The organism is Roseicitreum antarcticum (assembly GCF_014681765.1).
In the GTDB taxonomy this organism is placed as follows: domain Bacteria; phylum Pseudomonadota; class Alphaproteobacteria; order Rhodobacterales; family Rhodobacteraceae; genus Roseicitreum; species Roseicitreum antarcticum.
Map to the genome: position 1 here is coordinate 1,146,037 of NZ_CP061498.1, position 20,030 is coordinate 1,166,066.

The 20,030-nt window shown below is 64.9% G+C and carries 17 protein-coding genes; 7 read left to right on the forward strand and 10 right to left on the reverse strand.

The genetic code is table 11. From position 1 onward, the window contains the following. Positions 1-157 precede the first annotated feature (157 nt). Entirely contained in the window at positions 158-1,288 is a 1,131-nt protein-coding gene (locus H9529_RS05550) for a DUF6456 domain-containing protein (RefSeq protein WP_092890735.1), read from the forward strand. Between the two features lie 109 nt (positions 1,289-1,397). On the opposite strand, the gene H9529_RS05555 is transcribed toward H9529_RS05550, so the two are convergent. From H9529_RS05555 to H9529_RS05565, 3 genes are all read right to left on the reverse strand, one after another. Continuing rightward, a complete protein-coding gene (locus H9529_RS05555) occupies positions 1,398-3,404 on the reverse strand; it encodes a capsule biosynthesis protein (protein ID WP_143033521.1) in 2,007 nt (668 codons plus the stop codon). Beyond that, positions 3,382-4,041 carry an ABC transporter ATP-binding protein gene (locus H9529_RS05560; RefSeq protein ID WP_092890741.1) on the reverse strand — a complete coding sequence of 220 codons (660 nt, stop codon included), beginning with the start codon at positions 4,039-4,041 and terminating at the stop codon, positions 3,382-3,384. Before H9529_RS05560 ends, H9529_RS05555 begins: the two co-directional genes overlap by 23 nt. Before the next feature lie 355 nt (positions 4,042-4,396). Beyond that, positions 4,397-4,972: a biotin transporter BioY gene (locus tag H9529_RS05565; protein ID WP_223814308.1), complete on the reverse strand. Its 576-nt coding sequence runs from the start codon at positions 4,970-4,972 to the stop codon at positions 4,397-4,399. 106 nt (positions 4,973-5,078) lie between these two features. On the opposite strand from H9529_RS05565, the gene H9529_RS05570 reads away from it, so the two are divergent. Beyond that, positions 5,079-5,738, forward strand: coding sequence for an SDR family NAD(P)-dependent oxidoreductase (locus H9529_RS05570; RefSeq protein ID WP_092890744.1), 660 nt, complete (start codon positions 5,079-5,081; stop codon positions 5,736-5,738). Positions 5,739-5,802: 64 nt separating this feature from the next. Here H9529_RS05570 and pgl read toward each other — a convergent pair whose 3' ends face one another. The 6 genes from pgl to hemN form a co-directional block, all read right to left on the reverse strand. After that, positions 5,803-6,474, reverse strand: a complete 672-nt coding sequence (pgl, locus tag H9529_RS05575; protein ID WP_092890748.1) for a 6-phosphogluconolactonase — start codon at positions 6,472-6,474, stop codon at positions 5,803-5,805. Further along, positions 6,474-7,916 carry a glucose-6-phosphate dehydrogenase gene (gene zwf / locus H9529_RS05580; protein ID WP_092890751.1) on the reverse strand — a complete coding sequence of 481 codons (1,443 nt, stop codon included), beginning with the start codon at positions 7,914-7,916 and terminating at the stop codon, positions 6,474-6,476. Before zwf ends, pgl begins: the two co-directional genes overlap by 1 nt. A 290-nt stretch (positions 7,917-8,206) precedes the next feature. After that, on the reverse strand, positions 8,207-8,791 hold the full coding sequence (locus tag H9529_RS05585; protein ID WP_092891090.1) for an HNH endonuclease: 585 nt from the start codon (positions 8,789-8,791) through the stop codon (positions 8,207-8,209). 458 nt (positions 8,792-9,249) lie between these two features. Then, entirely contained in the window at positions 9,250-9,912 is a 663-nt protein-coding gene (locus H9529_RS05590) for an alpha/beta hydrolase (RefSeq protein WP_092890754.1), read from the reverse strand. Further along, a complete protein-coding gene (locus H9529_RS05595) occupies positions 9,909-10,538 on the reverse strand; it encodes a DNA-3-methyladenine glycosylase family protein (protein WP_092890757.1) in 630 nt (209 codons plus the stop codon). The genes H9529_RS05590 and H9529_RS05595 overlap by 4 nt, the downstream gene beginning before the upstream one ends. Positions 10,539-10,620: 82 nt before the next feature. Next, complete coding sequence (gene hemN, locus H9529_RS05600; protein ID WP_092890760.1) at positions 10,621-11,976, reverse strand: oxygen-independent coproporphyrinogen III oxidase; 1,356 nt, start codon at positions 11,974-11,976, stop codon at positions 10,621-10,623. 67 nt (positions 11,977-12,043) lie between these two features. Between hemN and fnrL the strand changes: the two genes are divergently transcribed. The 5 genes from fnrL to H9529_RS05625 all read left to right on the forward strand — a co-directional run bounded on the left by fnrL (position 12,044) and on the right by H9529_RS05625 (position 16,525). After that, positions 12,044-12,829 (forward strand): transcriptional regulator FnrL, encoded by a 786-nt coding sequence (gene fnrL, locus H9529_RS05605; RefSeq protein ID WP_092890763.1) that lies wholly within the window; start codon positions 12,044-12,046, stop codon positions 12,827-12,829. 185 nt (positions 12,830-13,014) lie between these two features. After that, positions 13,015-13,926, forward strand: a complete 912-nt coding sequence (locus H9529_RS05610) for a PfkB family carbohydrate kinase (RefSeq protein ID WP_092890766.1) — start codon at positions 13,015-13,017, stop codon at positions 13,924-13,926. After that, positions 13,923-14,918 (forward strand): pseudouridine-5'-phosphate glycosidase, encoded by a 996-nt coding sequence (locus tag H9529_RS05615; protein ID WP_092890770.1) that lies wholly within the window; start codon positions 13,923-13,925, stop codon positions 14,916-14,918. The genes H9529_RS05610 and H9529_RS05615 overlap by 4 nt, the downstream gene beginning before the upstream one ends. Then, complete coding sequence (locus tag H9529_RS05620; protein ID WP_092890773.1) at positions 14,915-15,610, forward strand: DUF502 domain-containing protein; 696 nt, start codon at positions 14,915-14,917, stop codon at positions 15,608-15,610. Before H9529_RS05615 ends, H9529_RS05620 begins: the two co-directional genes overlap by 4 nt. A 306-nt stretch (positions 15,611-15,916) precedes the next feature. Then, positions 15,917-16,525 carry a LysE/ArgO family amino acid transporter gene (locus H9529_RS05625; protein ID WP_092890776.1) on the forward strand — a complete coding sequence of 203 codons (609 nt, stop codon included), beginning with the start codon at positions 15,917-15,919 and terminating at the stop codon, positions 16,523-16,525. Here the strand turns inward: H9529_RS05625 and mfd are convergent. Continuing rightward, positions 16,470-20,030 (reverse strand): transcription-repair coupling factor, encoded by a 3,561-nt coding sequence (mfd, locus tag H9529_RS05630; RefSeq protein WP_092890779.1) that lies wholly within the window; start codon positions 20,028-20,030, stop codon positions 16,470-16,472. The genes H9529_RS05625 and mfd overlap by 56 nt on opposite strands.

Consider the following 20,030-nt stretch of genomic DNA (forward strand, 5'->3'; position numbering starts at 1 on the left):
GAAACCGGGCGTTCGCAGCGTTTAACCAAGTTTAGCATTTCCACACAATTATGGGTGCTGCGACGTTTCTTAACAAACGAGTAACTATATCACCCAAAAGTTGTGAATGTGTAATTTTACCTCACAGAAACAACCTGAGGCTACCGAGGAAGACACCATGACGACGCTGATCCCCTTGACGCAAAGTTGGCCCGAATTGCTTCCTGATACCGCTAAGGTTTATCTGTCATATACGCATGAAGGTGTCTCGCTTCGCCGTCTGGCCGAACAGCGGGGGTGCCACCCCTCTACCGTTCTGCGCCAGGTCCGCAGGTTGGAAAACCGTCGCGATGATCCGCTTGTGGATGAGGCGCTGGACCGTTTGGGACGCGTCGCCGCCAACAGCGCGCAGGACACTTCGCACAAGGACCAAAGCAACATGACCGCACATCTGCGCCACACCACGCCCGACGCCGTTGAAAGCAATGGCCTGCAAACCATTGAGGCGCGTCGCATTTTACGCCGCCTGACCGAAGCGGGGGCCATTCTGGCCATCGCCCCGGACCTGGAAAAGGCTGTCGTGCTGCGCGAGGACAGCGAGGGGCGCGCAGTGCGCACCGCCGTGCTGGACCGCGCCATGGCCGAAGCCTTCGCGCTGCAAGACTGGATTGCCTGCGTCAAGCCGGGCCGGGTCGCCAGCTATGCCATCACCGCGACCGGACGCTGCGCCCTGCGCCAGATGATCCAAGCGGATGACGGCAGTGCAGCGAGGGCGGATGACAACTCGGAAGGTGGGGCTGCGGGCGACGGCGGGGGCGCGCCCCCCTTGGCCCGCACGCCTGACACTTGGGCCGATGGGCGCAAGGCCCGGTACACCACCGCCGAATCGCCGGTGATGACATTGGCGCGCCGCCGCGACCGCGATGGACGGCCTTTTTTGGACAACGACCTAATTGTCGCGGCCGAGCGTCTGCGTGAAGATTTCGAGATCGCGCAGATGGGCGCGCGCACCACCCAGAACTGGGACAGCTTCCTTACCGGCGCCAGTCGCAGCAGCAACGGTCCCGGCGGGGATAGCGCGACAGGCCCGCGCGCAGCACGCGAGCGCGTCGGCGCCGCCCTGCGCGATCTCGGCCCCGGACTGGGAGACATGGTGTTGCGCTGCTGCTGCTTTCTCGAAGGGTTGGAGGCCGCAGAACGGCGGCTGGGTTGGTCGGCGCGCTCCGGCAAGATTGTGCTGCGCATCGGACTGCAACGCCTGCAACGCCATTATGCCGAAAACGGCCACGCGCGCGCCATGATCGGCTGAGGCGGCGCGGCCGGACCGGATCACCTTTCACCCCGCCACCCCTACCCGAAGGGAACGGCGGGGTAAGGCAGCACGGCGTCAGGTCAGCACGGCAGCAGGTCCGGTCAGATCACGCCGCGACTTGTTCGCGCAGAATGGCGGCTGTCATCGACAGCATCAGATACACGCCCGAAAACACCAGAAACGCCAGGAATGTGTTTTCCACCGCGCGGGGATAGGTCGGCTCATCCGGCGCGATCGGCGTCACGCCCACCGACAGGTAGCGCACCTGGCGATTGGCCTCCAGCCGCGCGGTTTCCATCATCTGAAGCGACTGCGCCAGCAACATCTGCCTGGTCTCGACATCCGCCTCGGCGCTGATCAGTTCGCTTTGCATCCGTGCCAGCGAATTCTCGCCGCCCGAGCTTTGAGTCATGCCGTCCCGAAGGTTGGCGATTTCAGTCTCCATATTGGCGATACGGCGGCGCAACGGCTCTACCCGCGCGGTGTTGGGCCGGGCATTCGACAGCATCTGCTGAAGGCTCAGCCGGGCCTGCGACAGTTCGGTTTCAAGCGCCGTGATCTGTTGCGACAGTATCGATACCTCCACCTCGGCGGACATGACGTTGAACTGCTCTTGCAGTTCGACCGCCGAGGTGCGGGCCTCCTGCATCCGGCGTTCGGCATCCTCATAGCTTTGCGTGGCATCACGCATCTGATTCTCGCGCAGGCGCTGGGTCAGGCTGTCCACCTGTTCCTCGGCATAGCCCAGCAGCGCCGTGGCAAAGCGCTCGCTGGTTTCGGGATCGGCGGCGATGACTTCCAGCTTCACCACGCCTTCGGTCGGGTCGAACCCCACCATGATGTGCCGTTGATACAGCCGGTACGCAGCCTCGTCCGTGGCGTCAGGGTCCAGCCTGCGCAGCATGTCGATATTGTCGCCGCTGAAATGCGCCTTGAAACCATGCTCGGCATCCAGCCGCCGCAACGCGCCGCGCGATTGCAGATAGCTCTGCACAGTCACGCTGTCGGCCGATCCGCCCAGCCCTGCCCCACCCAGCATGCCGCCCAGTTCGCCCGCCATTGACGAACCCCCCGAGTCCGCCTGCTGGATCACGAATTCAGTGTTGGTCGCGTATAGCGGCGTGGCGAGGAAGAAGAAGTAATAGGCCACCAGCATGGTGGGGATCGTCACAAAGACGAACAATCGCGCGCCGAGCAACAGCATCCGCTTCCGCCGCCGCCGCATGATCTGCCGCTGTATCCGGGCCAGATCCTTTTCGCGTGCGGCCGCAGCTTCGGCCAGCGCCGGGTTCACACCCCCGTCGGCCTGCCCGACCCGCGTTGCACGCGGCATGGCAGGCAGGGTCTGACGCGCGTCCGTGGTCAGTTCGGTCCCCGGCTGGGTGTCGCTTTTGACCAACGCCATCAGGTTCGACCGCTCAAACGGGTCAATCCCACGCTCGCGCAGTTGGCGCACCGCGTCTTCGCCGCTGGCGGCGCGGATTCCGTGCCGGGTGGCGACGCGCATCGCCATGCGCAACTGCCGTCCGGTCAGCGCCTCGGCCCGGATGGCGGCAAGCTTGTGTTCGGCCTCAACCGCTGCGGCGCCCTGGGTCGCCCCGGAGGTCGCCTGTCCCAAACCTTTGGCGGCAGCGCCTGTGACGGTCGCTGTTGCGTCTGAACCCGTCGCCCCGTTGGCACGGGCGGGATGCGATGTCGTGGTCCCCGGCCCGGCCGCGCTGCCAGTTGGCTGTCGGCCAGCATTGGCAGACCGCGCAATATCGCGCGCCGCAATCGGACCTGCGTCGAACACATCCGGGGCGGCGGATGGCACCGATGGCTGCCTGTCCATCTGTCTGGGGGCGGCGGCGTGACGGCCATCGCCCTGATCCGGTCCGGGGCCGTCCCCGGGCATCGCCGCCGGTTCAGCCTCGCGCCTGCGGCCCTGCGGCAGGCCTGTCGCGCTGGTATCGTTTTCATCAAACAGCCCCAGTTCGTCAGGCGCCTTGCCGCCGCGCGCCTGCAGCAACGAGCGCAGCACATCGTTCATCCGCGCAGGTTGCCCCGCCCCCGCGCTGTCCGTGCTGCCCGACCGGCGCAGTCGAAAGCGCCTAGCCTTGGGTGTCGTAGTCATAAAGCGCCCTCGCCTCTTCCAGTGAGTCGAACATATACAGATGACCATCCCGCAGCACGGCCGCAGAGTGGCAATAGCGTTCCAACGTCTCGGGCTGGTGCGACACGATAACGACCGTGCCCCGGTCCAGCCTTTCGCGCAGCACCTGCCCCGCCCGGCGATTGAACGCTACATCAGTGGTCTGTGGCATGCCTTCGTCGATCAGATACAGGTCGAATTCCAGCGCGCACATCAACGCGAAAGAAAACCGCGATTTCATCCCCTGGCTGTAGGTGCCGACCGGCATATCGAAATATTCCTTGATGTCGCACATCCAGCGGCAAAAGGCTTCGACATAATCGGGGTCCAGCTGGTAAAGCCGCGCGATGAAGCGGGCGTTTTCGGTGCCGGAGTGCCGGGTGACCACCCCGCCCATGAAGCCCAGCGGGAACGAAACCTTGCAGTTCCGCTCGATTTCGCCCTCATCGGGTTTTTCCAACCCGGCCATCATGTTGATGAGCGTGGTCTTGCCGGTACCATTCGACGCCAGGATGCCAAGCGAATTGCCACGCGTCACCTGAAATGACGCGCGATCCAGGATCACCTTGCGTTGTTTTCCCGTCCAGAAAGATTTGCTGACGGTCCTGAATTCGAGCATGCGCCCTGCCTTGCCTTTGCCTGATCTGCCCGCACCGGCTTTTCCGGTTTGTCGCCGCATTTTGGTGGCCGCTGGCATCTTGCGTTGCCACAAGACCCGTGCAGGCCGCCCCGATCCGCGTTCGGATCAAAGTTAACGGAGCATGCCGTAAACCATCCTTGCGGTGCAATCCACATGACAGAACATATGGGCGAGACTATGGCAAAGCACTGGGCCGCTGACTGAATGTTACAATGCCTGTTCGCGCCGCAGCTACCGGTAACGCGCCGCGCCCCCGTCCTGCGCAGCAAAAACGCCGCCCCGGGGGCCCGGGGCGGCGTTCTGCATCAACAATCGGGCTGGCTGTGCCCGTGGCTCAGCCTTTGCGCGCGCGCAGCGACTGCCAGGCGCCGGTGACGATCAGCGCCGCTACCGCAGCCTTGACCACCGCACCCGGGACGAACGGCAGAGCACCGGCCATCAGAGCGTTTTCCAGCGTCAGGGGCGCAACCGCCCAGAGCCATGCAACCCCGGGCACAAACAAAAGCAGCGCCGGCACGAACGCCGCGATGAACAGGCGCACGAAGCCACGATCAAGGCCCCGTTCGACCAGATAGCCGGTCAGCCATGCCATGCCGACAAAGCCAACCAGAAAGCCGCCCGTCGGCCCCATCATGTAGGGAAGGCCCGCGCCGATCCCGGCGAACACCGGCAGCCCCATCGCGCCTTGCGCCAGATAAGCCAGCAGCGTCACACCCGCCAGCCGCGACCCATAGGTCAGCCCGATGAGCGAGATCGTCAGCGTTTGCAGCGTCATCGGCACCGGGAACATCGGCACATTGATCTTCGCCGATACTGCCAGCAGCAGTGTGCCGAAAAGCACCATCATGATCTTGCGGGTCAGCGTATCCGTGCCGCCCAGCGACTGGATGAGGGGTTGATTGCGTGTCACGGCGGTTGGTCCTTCCATGTGAAACTTATAGGTTGCGTTATCCCGCCGCAGGGCAACAAAAGTCAAGTGTCTTGCCCTTTGTCGCGGCAGGTGGCAAATGGCCCGCATGACACAGGATACATCAGAGAAAATCGCGCTGATCACCGGGGCCTCTCGTGGGCTGGGGGCGGCTTTGGCGGAACGTCTTGGGGCGCAGGGCTGGCACATCATCGCCGTGGCCCGCACCACCGGCGCGTTGGAGGAACTGGACGATCGGATCAAGGAAGCGGGCGGCAGCGCCACCTTGGCCCCGCTGGATGTGACCAATGAAAATGCGATGCGGCATCTGTGTCGGTCGGTCTATGACCGCTGGGGCCGTGTTGACCTCTGGGCGCATGCGGCGATCCACGCCGCCCCCATGTCGCCTGCGGGCCATATGGCGCTGAAGGACCTGGACAAGACCATCGCCACCAACATCCGCGCCACCGGCGCCCTGATCCCCATGGTAGAACCCTTGCTGCGCGCCGCTGCTGCGGGCACCGCGCTGTTCTTCGACGACGCAACGGGAGGCAAGCGGTTCTTCGGCACATTCGGATCCTCCAAGGCCGCACAGATCGCCATGGCACGGTCGTGGCAGCATGAGGCCGCAAAAATCGGCCCGCGCATCCTGATCGACACACCCGCGCCGATGCCCACTGCCACCCGCGCCCGCTTCTTCCCGGGTGAAGAGCGCGCGAAGTTGACGCCCTGCGCGACCGAGGCCGCACGGATCGTCGCCAGCCTCTGACCTTTGGCGCGGCGGGTTCGTGACGCACAGGCGCCCCGGTCGTCACCCTCGCGTCAGGCGGGAATTATTCCGCCCAATGCACCATCGCATCGGCAAGGACCGCAGCCACCGGCGCCTCCGCCGGGTCCAGCGTTGCAGCGCGTTCCAGTGCAGCGCGTTTCTCGGCGCCCGTAATCAGGATGTGGACATGCATCGCGGCCCGCAGCACCGGGGCGGTCAGGGTGATGCGCGGCTCGCCTGCGCCATCAGCCCGCATCGCCATCAAAGGCGGCGCATCCTTGGCCAGCGCGGCGGTCAGGTTGTCGGCACCCGGAAACAGGCTGGCCGTGTGCATATCGACGCCCATGCCCAACAGCACGACATCCAGCGGCAGATGCGCGCTCACCCCATCTATCAGGCCGGGCAACCCGTCCTCGGGCGTCGGCGTGTCGGCATAAAGCGGGATCAGACCGGCCGGGGCGGCGCGGTTCTGGAACAGCCGCGCGCGCAACAGCGCGGTGTTGGACCGCGGATTGTCCTCGGGTACCCAGCGCTCATCGTTCAGCACGACATCGACACGCGGCCAGTCCAGATCCACATCGGACAGAATGTCGAAGACCGGCCCGGGCGTGGTGCCACCGGGAACCGAAAAGGTCACCCGGTCATTGCGGCGCAGCGCCTGCCCAAGGTCTGATTGCAGGCAGCTTGCCAGCCGCAGCATCAGCATTTCGCGGTCGGGGTATTCAATGAACTCCATCACGCAATCTCCCGCCAGCGGCGTCCGTCGCGGTGCAACAGCATCAGCGCATCCTCGGGCCCCGAGGTGCCGGGGTCATAGCCCGCAGGCATGTCGCCGCGCGCGCGCCAGCCCTGAATGATCGGATCGGTCCAAGCCCATGCGGCCTCGACCTCATCGCCGCGCATGAACAGCGTCTGATTGCCCCGGATCACATCCATGATGAGCCTCTCATAGGCATCGGGGATGATCACATCGGCGCCCAAGGCCTCGGCAAACGACATGTCCAGCGGCACATCCTTCAGGCGCATGCCCCCCGGCCCGGGTTCCTTGATCATCACCCGCAGGTTCATGCCCTCATCAGGCTGCAAACGGATCACGAGGACATTTTGCTTCCAACCCTCGCCCTCGCCAAAGATGGAATGCGGCGGTTCCTTGAACATGATCGCAATTTCGGATGCCCTCCCCCGCAGCTTCTTGCCGGTGCGCAGGTAGAAGGGCGTGCCCTTCCAGCGCCAGTTCGACACATGCACTTTCAACGCGATGTAGCTTTCGGTGCCGCTTTCGGGATTCTCGACCTCATCCAGATAGGTATGCCCCTTGGGGCCGCGATATTGGCCACGCACGATCTCGCTTGCCGCGACGGGATCCAGCGCGCGTATCACCTTCAGCTTTTCGTCACGCACGGCATCGGGTTCGAACTTGTTCGGCGGCTCCATCGCGATCAGGCACAGAAGCTGCATCAGATGGTTCTGTACCATGTCGCGCATCGCGCCCGATGTATCGTAGTATCCGCCGCGCCCGCCGACGCCGACGGTCTCGGACACAGTGATCTGCACATGGTCGACGAATTGCGAGTTCCACAACGGCTCGAACAAGATATTGGCAAAGCGCACCGCCATCAGGTTCTGCACGGTTTCCTTGCCCAGATAATGGTCGATCCGGTAGATCTGCGCCTCGTTGAAATGCGCCGCCAGCGTGGCGTTCAGTGCCTTTGCTGTCGCCAGGTTCTTCCCGAAGGGCTTTTCCACCACGATCCGGCTTTCAGGCGTGGCGATGCCGTGGTCGTGCAGCCGCTCGGCCAAATCGCCGAACAATGCCGGTGCGACCGAGAAATAGAAGGCACGCACCGGACCGTCGCGCATCAGCGCCTTGAGATCGGCCCACCCCGACGTGCCCTTTGCATCGATCGGGCAATAAAAGATGATGTCCAGAAATGCCGCGACCTGGTCGGGCACCTGGCTGTCGCCTATGAACTCTGCCAATGCTGCGCCCACGAATTCGCGGAAGGCGGCATGATCCATCTCGCTGCGCGCGGCCCCGACGATGCGGCAACCATCGGGCACCTGCCCGTCCACGAAGCGGCGATAAAGGCCCGGAAAGATCTTGCGCCGGGCCAGATCGCCCGTGCCGCCAAAGATCACCAGATCGAACGGATCAACCGGAATAACGCGAGAAACCATGATCTTCTCCCAATAACTGTCGACCCAAGAAGTTAGCGCTAACGACGCTTATCTATTTCCCGCTGCGCCGCAAGTCCAGCCCTCGCCGTGCCGAAGGCTGCCCCGCAACATGACAGTGTCGGCAAGATCAGACCCACAAAAGCGCAGCCCCGTCCCCGTGACGTGGCGCGCGGGGTCGCAAATGTCAAAGTGGTTGCGCCAGAACCCGCGCAGTTTGCGCCAACATGAGGCGCGCGGCGCGCATCTGCGCAAAAATCCGCGTGCAGCGCCAGCGCGCGGCTCCATCGCGCTCACGCTTCCAGTTCGGCGTCCCAATACAGATAATCCAGCCACGAATCGTGCAGATGGTTGGGCGGGAACCGCCGACCCATGTTGCGCAATTCCTCGGCGGCGGGCGGACGCGGAGGTTTGCGCAGCGTCAGCCCCGAGGCACGCAACGTCTTCGACCCCTTGCGCAGGTTGCATGGCGCGCAGGCGGCGACCACATTGGTCCAGCTTGTCACCCCGCCATGGGCACGCGGCACCACATGATCAAAGGTCAGATCCTTTCGCGAACCGCAGTACTGGCACGAGAATTCGTCCCTCAGAAAAAGATTGAAGCGCGTGAAGGCCACGCGCTTCTGGGGTTTCACGAATTCACGCAACACGACGACCGAGGGTATTCGCAGTTCCATCCGCTGGCTGCGCACCGTGTGGTCGTATTCGGCGACGATATCCACCCGGTCCAGCCAGGCCGCCTTGATCGCATCCTGCCAGGGCCACAGCGACAAGGGATAATATGACAGGGGCCGGTAGTCAGCATTCAGCACCAGCGCCGGAAATTGCTTCAGCCCGACAGGATCGCGCACAAAATCTGTTCTGAAATCACCGTCCATCATCCAGGCCCCTGACCGACAAAAATTCGACACCCGGCGCACCGGGGTCAAGGGCAGGACAAGCCCGTCCTTGATTGCGACTATATCTAGCGCTTCGCACCATACAAGCCCCACGTTACACGAAGATGTCGCAGGCAAGGTTACGGCTGCCGGATGACAGGGGCGTGACAATAATGCGCAGATTTAAGGCGGTTTATCAGGGGGCTGGACATCAGGCGCTGTCATTCAACCGCTGGCTCTGCGGTGACTTGATGGGCCAATCACCAGCGCGCGGGAAACCAGGACTTGTTGTGCCCCAACCAAGCCTTCCCGGGCGTGGCGGTCCAGAACCACGCGGGCAATCCGGGCCGGCGGGCACTCTATCCCACAGCCCCGCCCGGTGCGTCTATCCAGACAAGTCCCTGCGCCAAGGGTATGCGGCGCAGGGCGACAGGGGTCTGGCGATCGCAGCTGCCAGTTCAATACCCCAGGTGGTCGCGCAGAAAGCTCAGCGTCAGCGAAAGGCCGTCAGGCGCGATGCCATGGCCCGTGCCTTTCGATACATGGGTGAACACGTCGAACCCGGCCGCGACCAGCGCATCGGCGGCTTGCGGCAAGGATTCCGGCAGCACGACCTCATCGGCATCACCATGGATCAGCAGCATCGGTGGGCGAGCAACGGCCTCGGATTCCAGCCGCTCGGGCGCCAGCAAGCGGCCCGAAAACCCGACCACTGCGCCAATGACCGCGGCGCGGCGGGGTGCTACATGCAGCGCCATCATCGTGCCCTGCGAGAAACCCACCAGCGCCAACTGGTCAGCCTCGATCCCCTCATCCGCGATAACCTTGTCCATAAAGGCGTGCAGATCGGCGCTGGCCGCTTCCAGCCCTGCGGCTGCCGCAGCCTCGCTTGACCCATCCAGCCAAGGAATGGGAAACCACTGAAAGCCGAAGGGGTTGCCGGTGCAGCGCTCAGGCGCGTCGGGGGCGTAGAAAGCCGTGTCGGGCAGATGCGGCGACAACGGGTCGGCCAGACCCAGCAGGTCCCCGCCATCGGCACCGTATCCATGGACGAAGACCACAACCGACCGGACATTGCCCGACACAGGCGCCTTGCGGTTGGACATCAGTTTGCGCGTCATAAGACCCCCTCACGCTGTTTGTCGACACGGTAATACGCCCACAGAAGACCCGCCGCAACCGACCGCCAAGGCGTCCATTCCGCCGCCATGGCCCGAAACGCCGCCGGGCGTGGGCGCTCTGGCAGATCGAACAGAACCCGCGCCGATTCCTGCAAGGCCAGATCGCCGGGCGCAAAGACATCTGCGCGGCCCAGGCTGAACATGGCATAGATTTCGGCGGTCCAGGCCCCGATGCCGGGGACCGCGACCAGGGTTTCCACAACCTCATCGTCGGGCGCGGTGCGCAGCGCGTCAAAATCGATCCCCGCCCCGGCCAGGGCCCGCGCATAGCGTGCCTTCTGACGCGACAGACCCTGGGCGCGCAGCGCGTCCTCATCCGCCGCCAGCACTGCGGATGGACCCGTGAATCCCGCCGACTGCATCCGCCCCCAGATCGCACTGGCCGCTGCCACGCTGACCTGCTGGCTGACAATGGCATTGAGAAGCGCGCTGAACCCATCCGCCCGCCGTCGCAACGGCAGCGGCCCGGTCAGCGTCAGGGCATGGGCAAAGCGCGGCTCTGCCTGCGCAAGCCACGCGGCCCCTTCGGCCATGCAGGCATCTGTCTGCAAAATCCGTCCAACCATCCGGCCCCCTTTGCACCTTGTCGCTGTTTCGGACACATCGTCACCCGGGGCGCGGGGAATGTCCAGATGCGCGCATAGCCCGTCAGACGGCGACGCTGTGGCCGCTGGGCGTCATCGCATAGGCGTCGAAACTGGCGGCGATCATCCGCGTCAGCGGGCGACCCCGCGCAGGGATCGACAGGCCGTCGGGGTCAAGCGTGACATGATCGCCGAACCTGTCGTGCACGGCGCGCAACATCGGCAGCAGGGCGGTCCGGGTCACGTCAAAATCCGCCACCAGTTGGGCGACCGACACGCGAAAGTCGCACATCAGCGCCTCGATGATGCGGGCGCGCAGCCGGTCCTCACCCGCAAATGCATGCCCGCGCGCCGTGGCGAACGTGCCCGCGCGCACCGCGTTCGTCCAGTCCGAGGTGGCCGGCACATTCTGCGCATAGCCCTGCGGAAAGCGTGAGATCGACGAGGCGCCCAGCCCTACAAGAACCTCGGCAGTATCGTCGGTATAGCCCTGAAAATTGCGCCGCAGTAGCCCCGCCTGTGCAGCCACAGCCAGCCCATCGGTGGGACGGGCGAAATGGTCGATGCCGACCTCGGCAAAGCCATCCCACACGAAGAGATCGCGCGCGGTTTCAAACAAGGTCAGCCGTTCCTCGGCGCGCGGCAGGCTGTCAGACGGGATCATCTGTTGCCGCCGCGCCATCCAAGGCACATGCGCGTAGCCGTAAAGCGCCACACGGTCGGGTTGCAGCGACAACAGCTTCTGCACCGAATCTGCCATGCGTGCGGGGGTCTGATGCGGCAGCCCATACAGGATATCGACATTCAGGCTGCGCACATCGCGGGCGCGCAGCGCTGCCACGATCTCTTGCGTGATCTCATAGCTTTGATCACGTCCAATGGTGGCCTGAATCTCGGGGTCGAAGTCCTGCACCCCGATCGAGGCACGGTTCATCCCCGCCACTTTCAGCGCGTCCATCCGGGGGGCATCAACCTCATTGGGGTCGATTTCCACGGAAAACTCGGCATTGGGACCCAGCGGCACGGCCGTGAAGATCGCGGCGGCCAGATCGCGGATCTGCGGCGCGGTCATCAATGTCGGCGTGCCGCCGCCCCAATGCAGCCGCGACAGTGTCACACCGTCGGGCAGGTGCGCGCGCAAGAGCGCCAGTTCCTGCTTCAACGTCTCGACATAGGCGGCGACCGGCGCGCCGGACCTTGTGCCCTGCGTGCGGCAGGCACAAAACCAGCACAATCTGCGGCAGAACGGCACGTGCAGATAGAGTGAGATCTGACTGCCGGGCGCAATAGCACCCAGCCAGGACTGGAAAGTACCGGCACCGATGGTGCCGTTGAACTGCGGGGCGGTCGGATAGCTGGTGTAGCGCGGCACGCGCGCATCAAACAGCCCAAGACGTGAAAGTTGCGATTCGGTTGTCATACGCGTAGGATGACAGTAATCGTCGCGCGACTTCCTTGACGCAGATCAAAATGGCAGATCGAAACGCATGACCAAAGCCACCACCACCCACGATCAGCCGCCCGCCCGCGTAGCGGCGCAGGTCTCTGCGCTATTGCAAGACTGCAACGACTGCCCCATCCGACATCGCGCCGTGTGCGCGCGCTGCGAGGCGGATGAGCTGCAGCATCTGGAAGAGATCAAATACTACCGCAGCTTCGAGGCCGGGCAGACGGTCGTGTGGTCCGGCGACCGCATGGATTTTGTCGCCTCGGTCGTCACAGGCATCGCCACGCTGACCCAGACGATGGAAGACGGGCGGCGCCAAATGGTGGGGCTGTTGCTGCCGTCGGATTTCGTTGGGCGCCCCGGGCGACCCACCGCCGCCTATGACGTGACAGCGACGACCGATCTGGTCATGTGCTGCTTTCGCAAGAAGCCGTTCGAGGACATGATGCTGCGCACCCCGCATATCGGCCAGCGGTTGCTTGAAATGACGCTGGACGAACTGGACGCGGCGCGCGAATGGATGTTGCTGCTGGGCCGCAAGACAGCGCGCGAGAAGATCGCCAGCCTGATTACCATCATCGCGCGGCGCAATGCATCGCTGAACCAAGCCAGCATGGGCGACAGCCTGATCTTCGAGTTGCCACTCACGCGCGAGGCGATGTCGGAATACCTGGGCCTGACGCTGGAAACCGTCAGCCGCCAGATCTCGGCGCTGCGCAGGGATGGTGTGATCGTGGTCGAGGGCAAGCGGCGCGTGACGATCCCCGACCTCGACCGCCTGATCGAGGAAACCGGCGACGATACCGATGGCGGCTTCCTGATCTGACCGCGCGCGCGGGGGTCAGCCCCATGGCGCGCGGGGGGTCAGCCCCATGGCGCGCGGGGGGTCAGCCCCACGGCGCGCGTGCGCCCAGCGGCGCGCTGAAGGCACATTCGCCCCCCCACCTCCGATCCCGCAGATGCTGCCGATTGCGCTTGTCGGTTTTGGGAAATTCAGGCAACACATGCGCCATGACCGGGACACCTGACATCTTGTGCATTGGCGCGGTATTGTGGGACGTCTTGGGACGTGCGCCCACCCTGATGCAGGCCGGCGACGATGTGCCGGGGCGCATCACGCGGGCACCCGGCGGCGTCGCGCTGAACATCGCGGCGACCCTTGCGCGTGAAGGTCTGCGCCCCGCCCTGCTGGGCGTCGTGGGCCGGGACACCGAGGGGACGGCCCTGATCGCCGCGTGCGACGAACTGGGGCTGGACACGCGGTTCCTGTACTACGCCCCCGATATGCCCACCGACCGTTATATGGCGATTGAGGGGGACAACGGCCTGATCGCCGCGATTGCCGACGCCCATGCGTTGGAGGCGGCGGGCGCGCAGATCTTGCAGCCGCTGGGCGACGGGACGTTAGGCAGCGCGGGCCAGCCCTACCCCGGCCTGATCGTGCTGGATGGCAATCTGACCGTGGCGCAGCTGACAGCCATAGCGACATCGGTTCTGTTCAGCCGCGCCGATCTGCGGGTCGCTGCGGCCTCGCCCGGCAAGGCGGCGCGGCTGACGCCGCTGCTGGCGCATCCGCGTGCGACGATCTATGTTAACCTGGCCGAAGCGCGTGTGTTGTGCAACGCTGCACTGACCAATAGCGCCGACGCCGCCCGCGCGCTAAATGCCCTTGGCGCGGCGCGCGTGGTGGTCACCGATGGCGCACACCCGGCCAGCGACGCCCTGCGCGGCCCCGAAGGCACGCGCCCCGACGTGCTGACACATTGCCCGCCGCAGGTGCGCATGGCCCGTGTGACCGGCGCGGGCGACACCTTCATGGCCGCCCACATCGCAGCCGAACGCCGCGGCGCGGACCGGCCCACCGCCCTTTTGCTGGCGCTGCAAACCGCAGCACGGCATGTAGCTACAGGACTTACCGCATGACCCTACGTACATCTGACCTGCCCCTGACATTCGCCCCCGAGGTTTCCAGCGCCCTTGCCCGGGGGGGCGCCGTTGTCGCCTTGGAATCCACCATCATCACCCATGGCATGCCATGGCCGCAGAACGTCGAGACTGCCACCCGGGTCGAGGATGAGGTCCGCCGCCATGGCGCCACCCCGGCGACCATCGCCGTGCTGGACGGGCGCATCCACATTGGCCTGACGGCGGCAGAGCTGGCCGCGCTCGGCCAGGCCCGCGATGTGATGAAGCTGTCACGCGCCGATCTGGCTGCCTGTCTGGCGTTGGGGCGCACCGGGGCCACGACGGTCGCCGCTACGATGATCTGCGCGCATCTGGCGGGAATCGCGGTCTTCGCCACCGGCGGCATCGGCGGCGTGCATCGCGGAGCAGAGGAAAGCTTCGACATCTCGGCCGATCTGGCGGAACTGTCGCAAACCCCGGTTACCGTGGTCGCCGCCGGGGCGAAGGCCATTCTAGACCTGCCAAAAACGCTGGAAGTTCTGGAAACCTATGGCGTGCCGGTCATCGCTTACGGTCAGGACGCCTTGCCCGCCTTCTGGTCGCGCGATGCAGGGCTGACCGCGCCCTTGCGAATGGACACGGCGGACCAGATCGCGCGCGCGCACCGCATGCGCGCGACACTGGGACTGCCTGGCGGGCAACTGGTCACCAACCCGATCCCCGCCGCGCATGAGATCGCGCGCGCAACCCTGGCGCCGATCATCGAGACCGCGCTGGCCGAGGCTTCTGCCGCAGGCATCGCGTCCAAAGCGGTCACGCCCTTCTTGCTGCAACGGATCTTTGAACTGACCGAGGGGCGGTCGTTGACCGCCAACATCGAACTGGTGCTCAACAACGCACGCCTTGGCAGCGCCATCGCAGTGGCGCTTTCGCAAACCATGTCTGAAGCCGGGTCAGGGCCCGCCGCCCAAGCGCCTGCGTCCAGCGGTGCGAAGGGACACAATACATGACCCAGCCCGATGACAGAAGCCACCGGCGCGGCCCGCTGGCGGCGCTGCGTAGCAACTTCCTGACCGGGCTGATCGCGATCGCCCCCATCGGCCTGACGCTGTGGCTGATCTGGACAGCGGTGAACTGGATCGACAGCTGGGTCATCCCCTTCATCCCGCGTCCCTACCGCCCCGAAACCCTGCTGGGCTGGGATGTGCCGGGCACCGGGGTGCTGATTTTTCTGGTCTTCACCGTTACCGTCGGCTGGGGGGCAAAGGGGCTGATCGGCCGGACCTTCATTCGCTGGGGCGAGTTGATCGTGGCACGCATGCCAATTGTCCGGTCGATCTATCACGCGCTCAAACAGATTGCCGAGACGGTTTTCACCACCTCGGACAGCAATTTCGACAGGGCCTGTCTGTTGGAATATCCGCGTCAGGGCATCTGGGCAGTGGGCTTCATTTCCAGCACGACGCGGGGCGAACTGGGCAAGAAACTGGACGCGCATGGCCCGCTGGTCAGCGTGTTCCTGCCCACGACGCCAAACCCCACCTCAGGCTTTTTATTGTTCGTGCCCATCAGCGACGTGATCGTGCTGGACATGAATATCGAGGATGCCGCGAAGCTCATCATCTCGGCCGGGCTTGTCTATCCCTCCGCCCGGGATGAGGTGGTTCATGCGGTCGAGAAGGCGCGGACCGATCACCCATGACGCCCCCCGTCGCAGGCTGCATGGCTGGGGTATGAGCGTGGGTTCAAGCTGGCGCGGCAGAGAGGCCCCCCGCGACCGGGCTTGCTGCCCCCCGCCGCAACGGTGGATATGCGGCCTTGGCGGCGCATGGCGCGACAGATGCCCTGCCCGCCCGAACTCACACCCCGCCACCTGCGCACCCCGCCATTTGTCAGACTTTAGCGCTGCCCCCCGCTTCCCCGCCCGCCAATTCACTTCTGGAATGGATACCCGCATGCCCCTGAACGCCCGTCTGACCCCATCCTTCGCCGCCGGGCGACCTGCCTGATGCTGTCGGCGGCCCTGACCGGGTTCTTCACCTCGATCTCGCTGATCCTGGCGATCGGGGCGCAGAATGCCTTCGTGCTGCGGCAGGGGCTGATGCGGGCGCATGTGCTGCCGTTAGTGTTGCTGTGTGCGCTGTCCGATGCGATGCTGATCGCCGCCGGCGTGGCGGGCTTCGGGGCCATCGTGACACTCTGGCCTGCGTTTCCGGCGATCATGGCATGGGCGGGGGCGGCGTTCTTGCTTGCCTATGGCGCCGCGCGCCTCCGTGCGGCGTGGCGTGGCGATTACGCGCTGGTTCTGGCGGGGCAATCGGCAGGGCTGTGGCCGACATTGGCGGCGGGCGCGGCCTTCACATGGGCAAATCCGCATGTCTATCTGGACACGCTGGGACTGATCGGGGCGGTATCCACGGCGTTCGAGGGGCCTGCGAAATGGGCCTTCGGCACCGCTGCCGTCGCCGCGTCCTTCGTGTTCTTCTTCAGCCTGGGGTTTGGCGCGCGCTATCTGGCGCCCTACCTGCGCACCGCCCGGGCATGGCAGGTGCTCGATACGCTTATCGGCGCGGTGATGTGGGCCTTGGCTTTTGGGCTGGTGCGGGGGCAGCTTTAGGCGGCTCCGCACCAGCGCCCTTCGCCTCGGCAAAGCCCGCCAGATCGCGGGCAATGGCGAAGGCACCGCGGATCTTCTCTTTCTCGTCCGACCAGTCGCGCAGGACAACGATCTTGTTGTCGCGCACGCTGGCCTGGCCGTTTTGCGCCTGCACAAAGGCCACGAGGCCCGCCGGGTTGGCGAATTTGTCGTTGTGAAACTGGATCGTCGCACCCTTTGGCCCGGTGTCGAGTTTCGCAATACCCGCGCGTTTGCACATCGCCTTGATACGGATCACCACCATGAGCGTGTTGACTTCACGCGGGAGGGGACCGAAACGGTCGATCATCTCGGCCGCGAAACCCTCCAGCTCTACCTTGGTGGCCAGTCCCGACAGACGGCGATAGAGCCCGAGGCGGACATCAAGGTCGGGCACATAGGCTTCCGGGATCAGCACCGGCACGCCAAGATTGATCTGCGGCGCCCATTGGCCATCAAGGTCGGTGCTGTCGGCAATCTCGCCCGAGCGGATCTTGGCAATCGTGTCTTCCAGCATCTGCTGGTAAAGTTCGTAACCCACTTCCTTGATATGGCCTGATTGTTCCTCGCCCAGGATGTTGCCCGCACCGCGCAGGTCCATGTCCTGGCTCGCCAGCGTGAACCCCGCACCAAGGCTGTCGAGACTGGCCAGCAGCCGCAGCCGTTTGGTCGCCTGCGGCGTCAGCACCGCGCGGGGTTTCGTGGTCAAGAAGCAATAGGCCCGCGCCTTCGACCGCCCCACCCTGCCCCGAATCTGATACAATTGCGCCAGCCCGAACATATCGGCACGGTGCACGATCATCGTGTTGGCCGTGGGAATATCCAGCCCGGATTCCACGATGGTGGTAGCCAACAGCACATCATATTTGCCGTCATAGAACGCGTTCATGCGGGTATCGAGTTCCCCCGCCGCCATCTGGCCATGGGCGATCACGAATGAGACTTCGGGCACGTGGGTGCGCAGGAAATCCTCTATCTCGGGCAGGTCCGAAATCCGGGGCGCGACAAAGAACGATTGCCCGCCGCGATAGTGCTCGCGCAACAGCGCCTCACGCAAGATTACCGTATCGAATTCCGAGACATAGGTGCGGATCGCCAGCCGGTCCACCGGCGGCGTGGTGATCAGCGACAGGTCACGCACGCCGCTCAGCGACAATTGCAGCGTGCGCGGGATCGGCGTTGCTGTCAGCGTCAGGACGTGGATGTCCGAGCGCAATTCCTTCAGCCGTTCCTTATGGTTTACGCCAAAATGCTGTTCTTCATCGACAATCAGCAGACCCAGATTGCGGAACCTGACTGATTTGGCCAGCAATGCGTGGGTGCCAATGCAGATATCCACAGTGCCGTCGGTCAAGCCCGCGCGGGTGGTGGCGGCATCCTTGGTGGACACGAACCGCGACAGCGGGCGCACCTGAAGCGGGAAGCCGCGGAAGCGTTCGGCAAAGCTCTGGTAATGCTGTCGCGCGAGCAGCGTGGTGGGCGCGATCACCGCCACCTGTACGCCCGACATCGCCGCGATGAAGGCGGCGCGCATTGCGACCTCGGTTTTGCCAAAGCCCACGTCGCCGACGACCAGCCGGTCCATGGGGCGGCCTGCGTCGAAATCGGCCAGAACATCCTCGATCGCGCGCAGCTGGTCATCAGTTTCGGCATAAGGGAAGCGGGCGTTGAACGCCTCCCACAGACCGTCGGGCGGGTCGAAAACGGGGGCGCGGCGCAACTGACGTTCGGCAGCGATGCGGATCAGCTTGTCGGCGATCTCGCGGATCCGTTGTTTCAGCTTGGCCTTCTTGGCCTGCCACGCACCGCCGCCGAGCCGGTCCAGCAACCCCTCTTCATGGCCATAGCGCGACAGCAGTTCGATATTTTCCACCGGCAGATACAGCCGGTCGCCGCCCGCATATTCCAGCGCGATGCACTCATGCGGCGCGCCCATGGCGGTGATCGTCTCCAAACCGTTGTACCGGCCCACGCCATGATCGACATGGACGATCAGATCGCCGGGGGTGAGGCCCTGCGCCTCGGTCAGGAAGTTCTCGGCGCGCTTGCGGCGTTTGGAGCGGGTGACAAGGCGGTCGCCCAGGATGTCCTGTTCGGAAATCACCGTCAGGCCCGGCGCCGTAAAGCCTGCCTCCAGCGGCCAGATTGCCAGCGACAGATTACCCCGTTCTATAGAGACCCTGCCAAGCCCACTGTCGGGTATGTCACGCAGATCTCCGATCAGCTGGGCATCGGTCAGGTCGCTGTCAGCCAGCAGCCCCTGCATGCGTTCGCGCGCCCCTTCCGAGAATGCGGTCAGGATGACATGCGAGGTCTTGCGCCGGGCGCGGATGTGATCGGCCAGCGCGCCGAAAAGGTCGCTGTTCTCTTGCTGGCGTTCGGGTGCGAAGCTGCGCCCATCGCGCCCGCCCGCATCCAGCACCCCAGGCCCCGGGGCGGCGGCCAGCGGGCTGAACTGGATCAGTCGCGCGCCCTTTGTGGCAGCCAACCACGCGGTATCATCCAGATAAAGAAGCCCCGGCGGGCAGGGTTTATAGACTGTGTCCACCCGCCCCTTGGCGCGCATCGCCTCGGCGCGGTTGTCATACTGATCGGTGATCGTTTCCCAGCGTGCCAGCCGCAGGGCCTCGACCTGATCGTCCAGCATGATGGGCGCGCCGGGGAGATAGTCGAACAGCGTGTCCATCCGGTCATGGAAGAACGGCAGCCAGTGGTCCATGCCCTGATGCTTGCGCCCCGCGCTCACGGCCTCATAAAGCGGATCGTCGGTGCCTGCCGCGCCGAATTCCACGCGGTAATTCTGCCGGAAGCGGGTGATCGCGGCATCGTCGAGGATGATCTCGGACACCGGGGCCAGTTCTATACGCGACAGCTTCAGCGTGGTGCGCTGGGTGCCGGGATCGAAGCGGCGCGCGCCGTCCAGCACATCGCCGAACATATCCAGCCGTACGGGTCCGCCGTCGCCTGGGGGGTAGATGTCGATGATCCCACCGCGCACGGCGTAATCGCCGGGGCCGGTGACGGTGGGCGTCTGGGTAAAGCCCATGCGCACCAGATAGGCGCGCAGCCCTTTCTCGTCGATCCGGTCGCCGACCCGGGCGGTGAAGGACGCGCCGGCCACCACGGCGCGCGCGGGAAGACGCTGGGTCACGGCGCTCAGCGTGGTCAGCAGGACGAAGGGGCCGGGCACACCTGCGGCAAGGGCGGCAAGCGTTGCCATGCGGGTCGCCAGGATATCGGGGTTGGGCGACACACGGTCATAGGGCAGACAATCCCAGGCGGGAAAGTCCAGCGCCACGACTTCGGGTGCGGCAAAGGCCAGCGCGGCGCGCATCGCGGCCATGCGCTTGTCATCGCGGGCAACATGGATCACCGGCCCCTGTGCGCGGTCAAGTTCGCGCACCAACAGCAGGGCGTCAAACCCCTCGGGCGCGCCACCCAGCAAGATCCGGCCCCCAGCGGCGCCTTTGTCAGCGGTTCGTGTCAT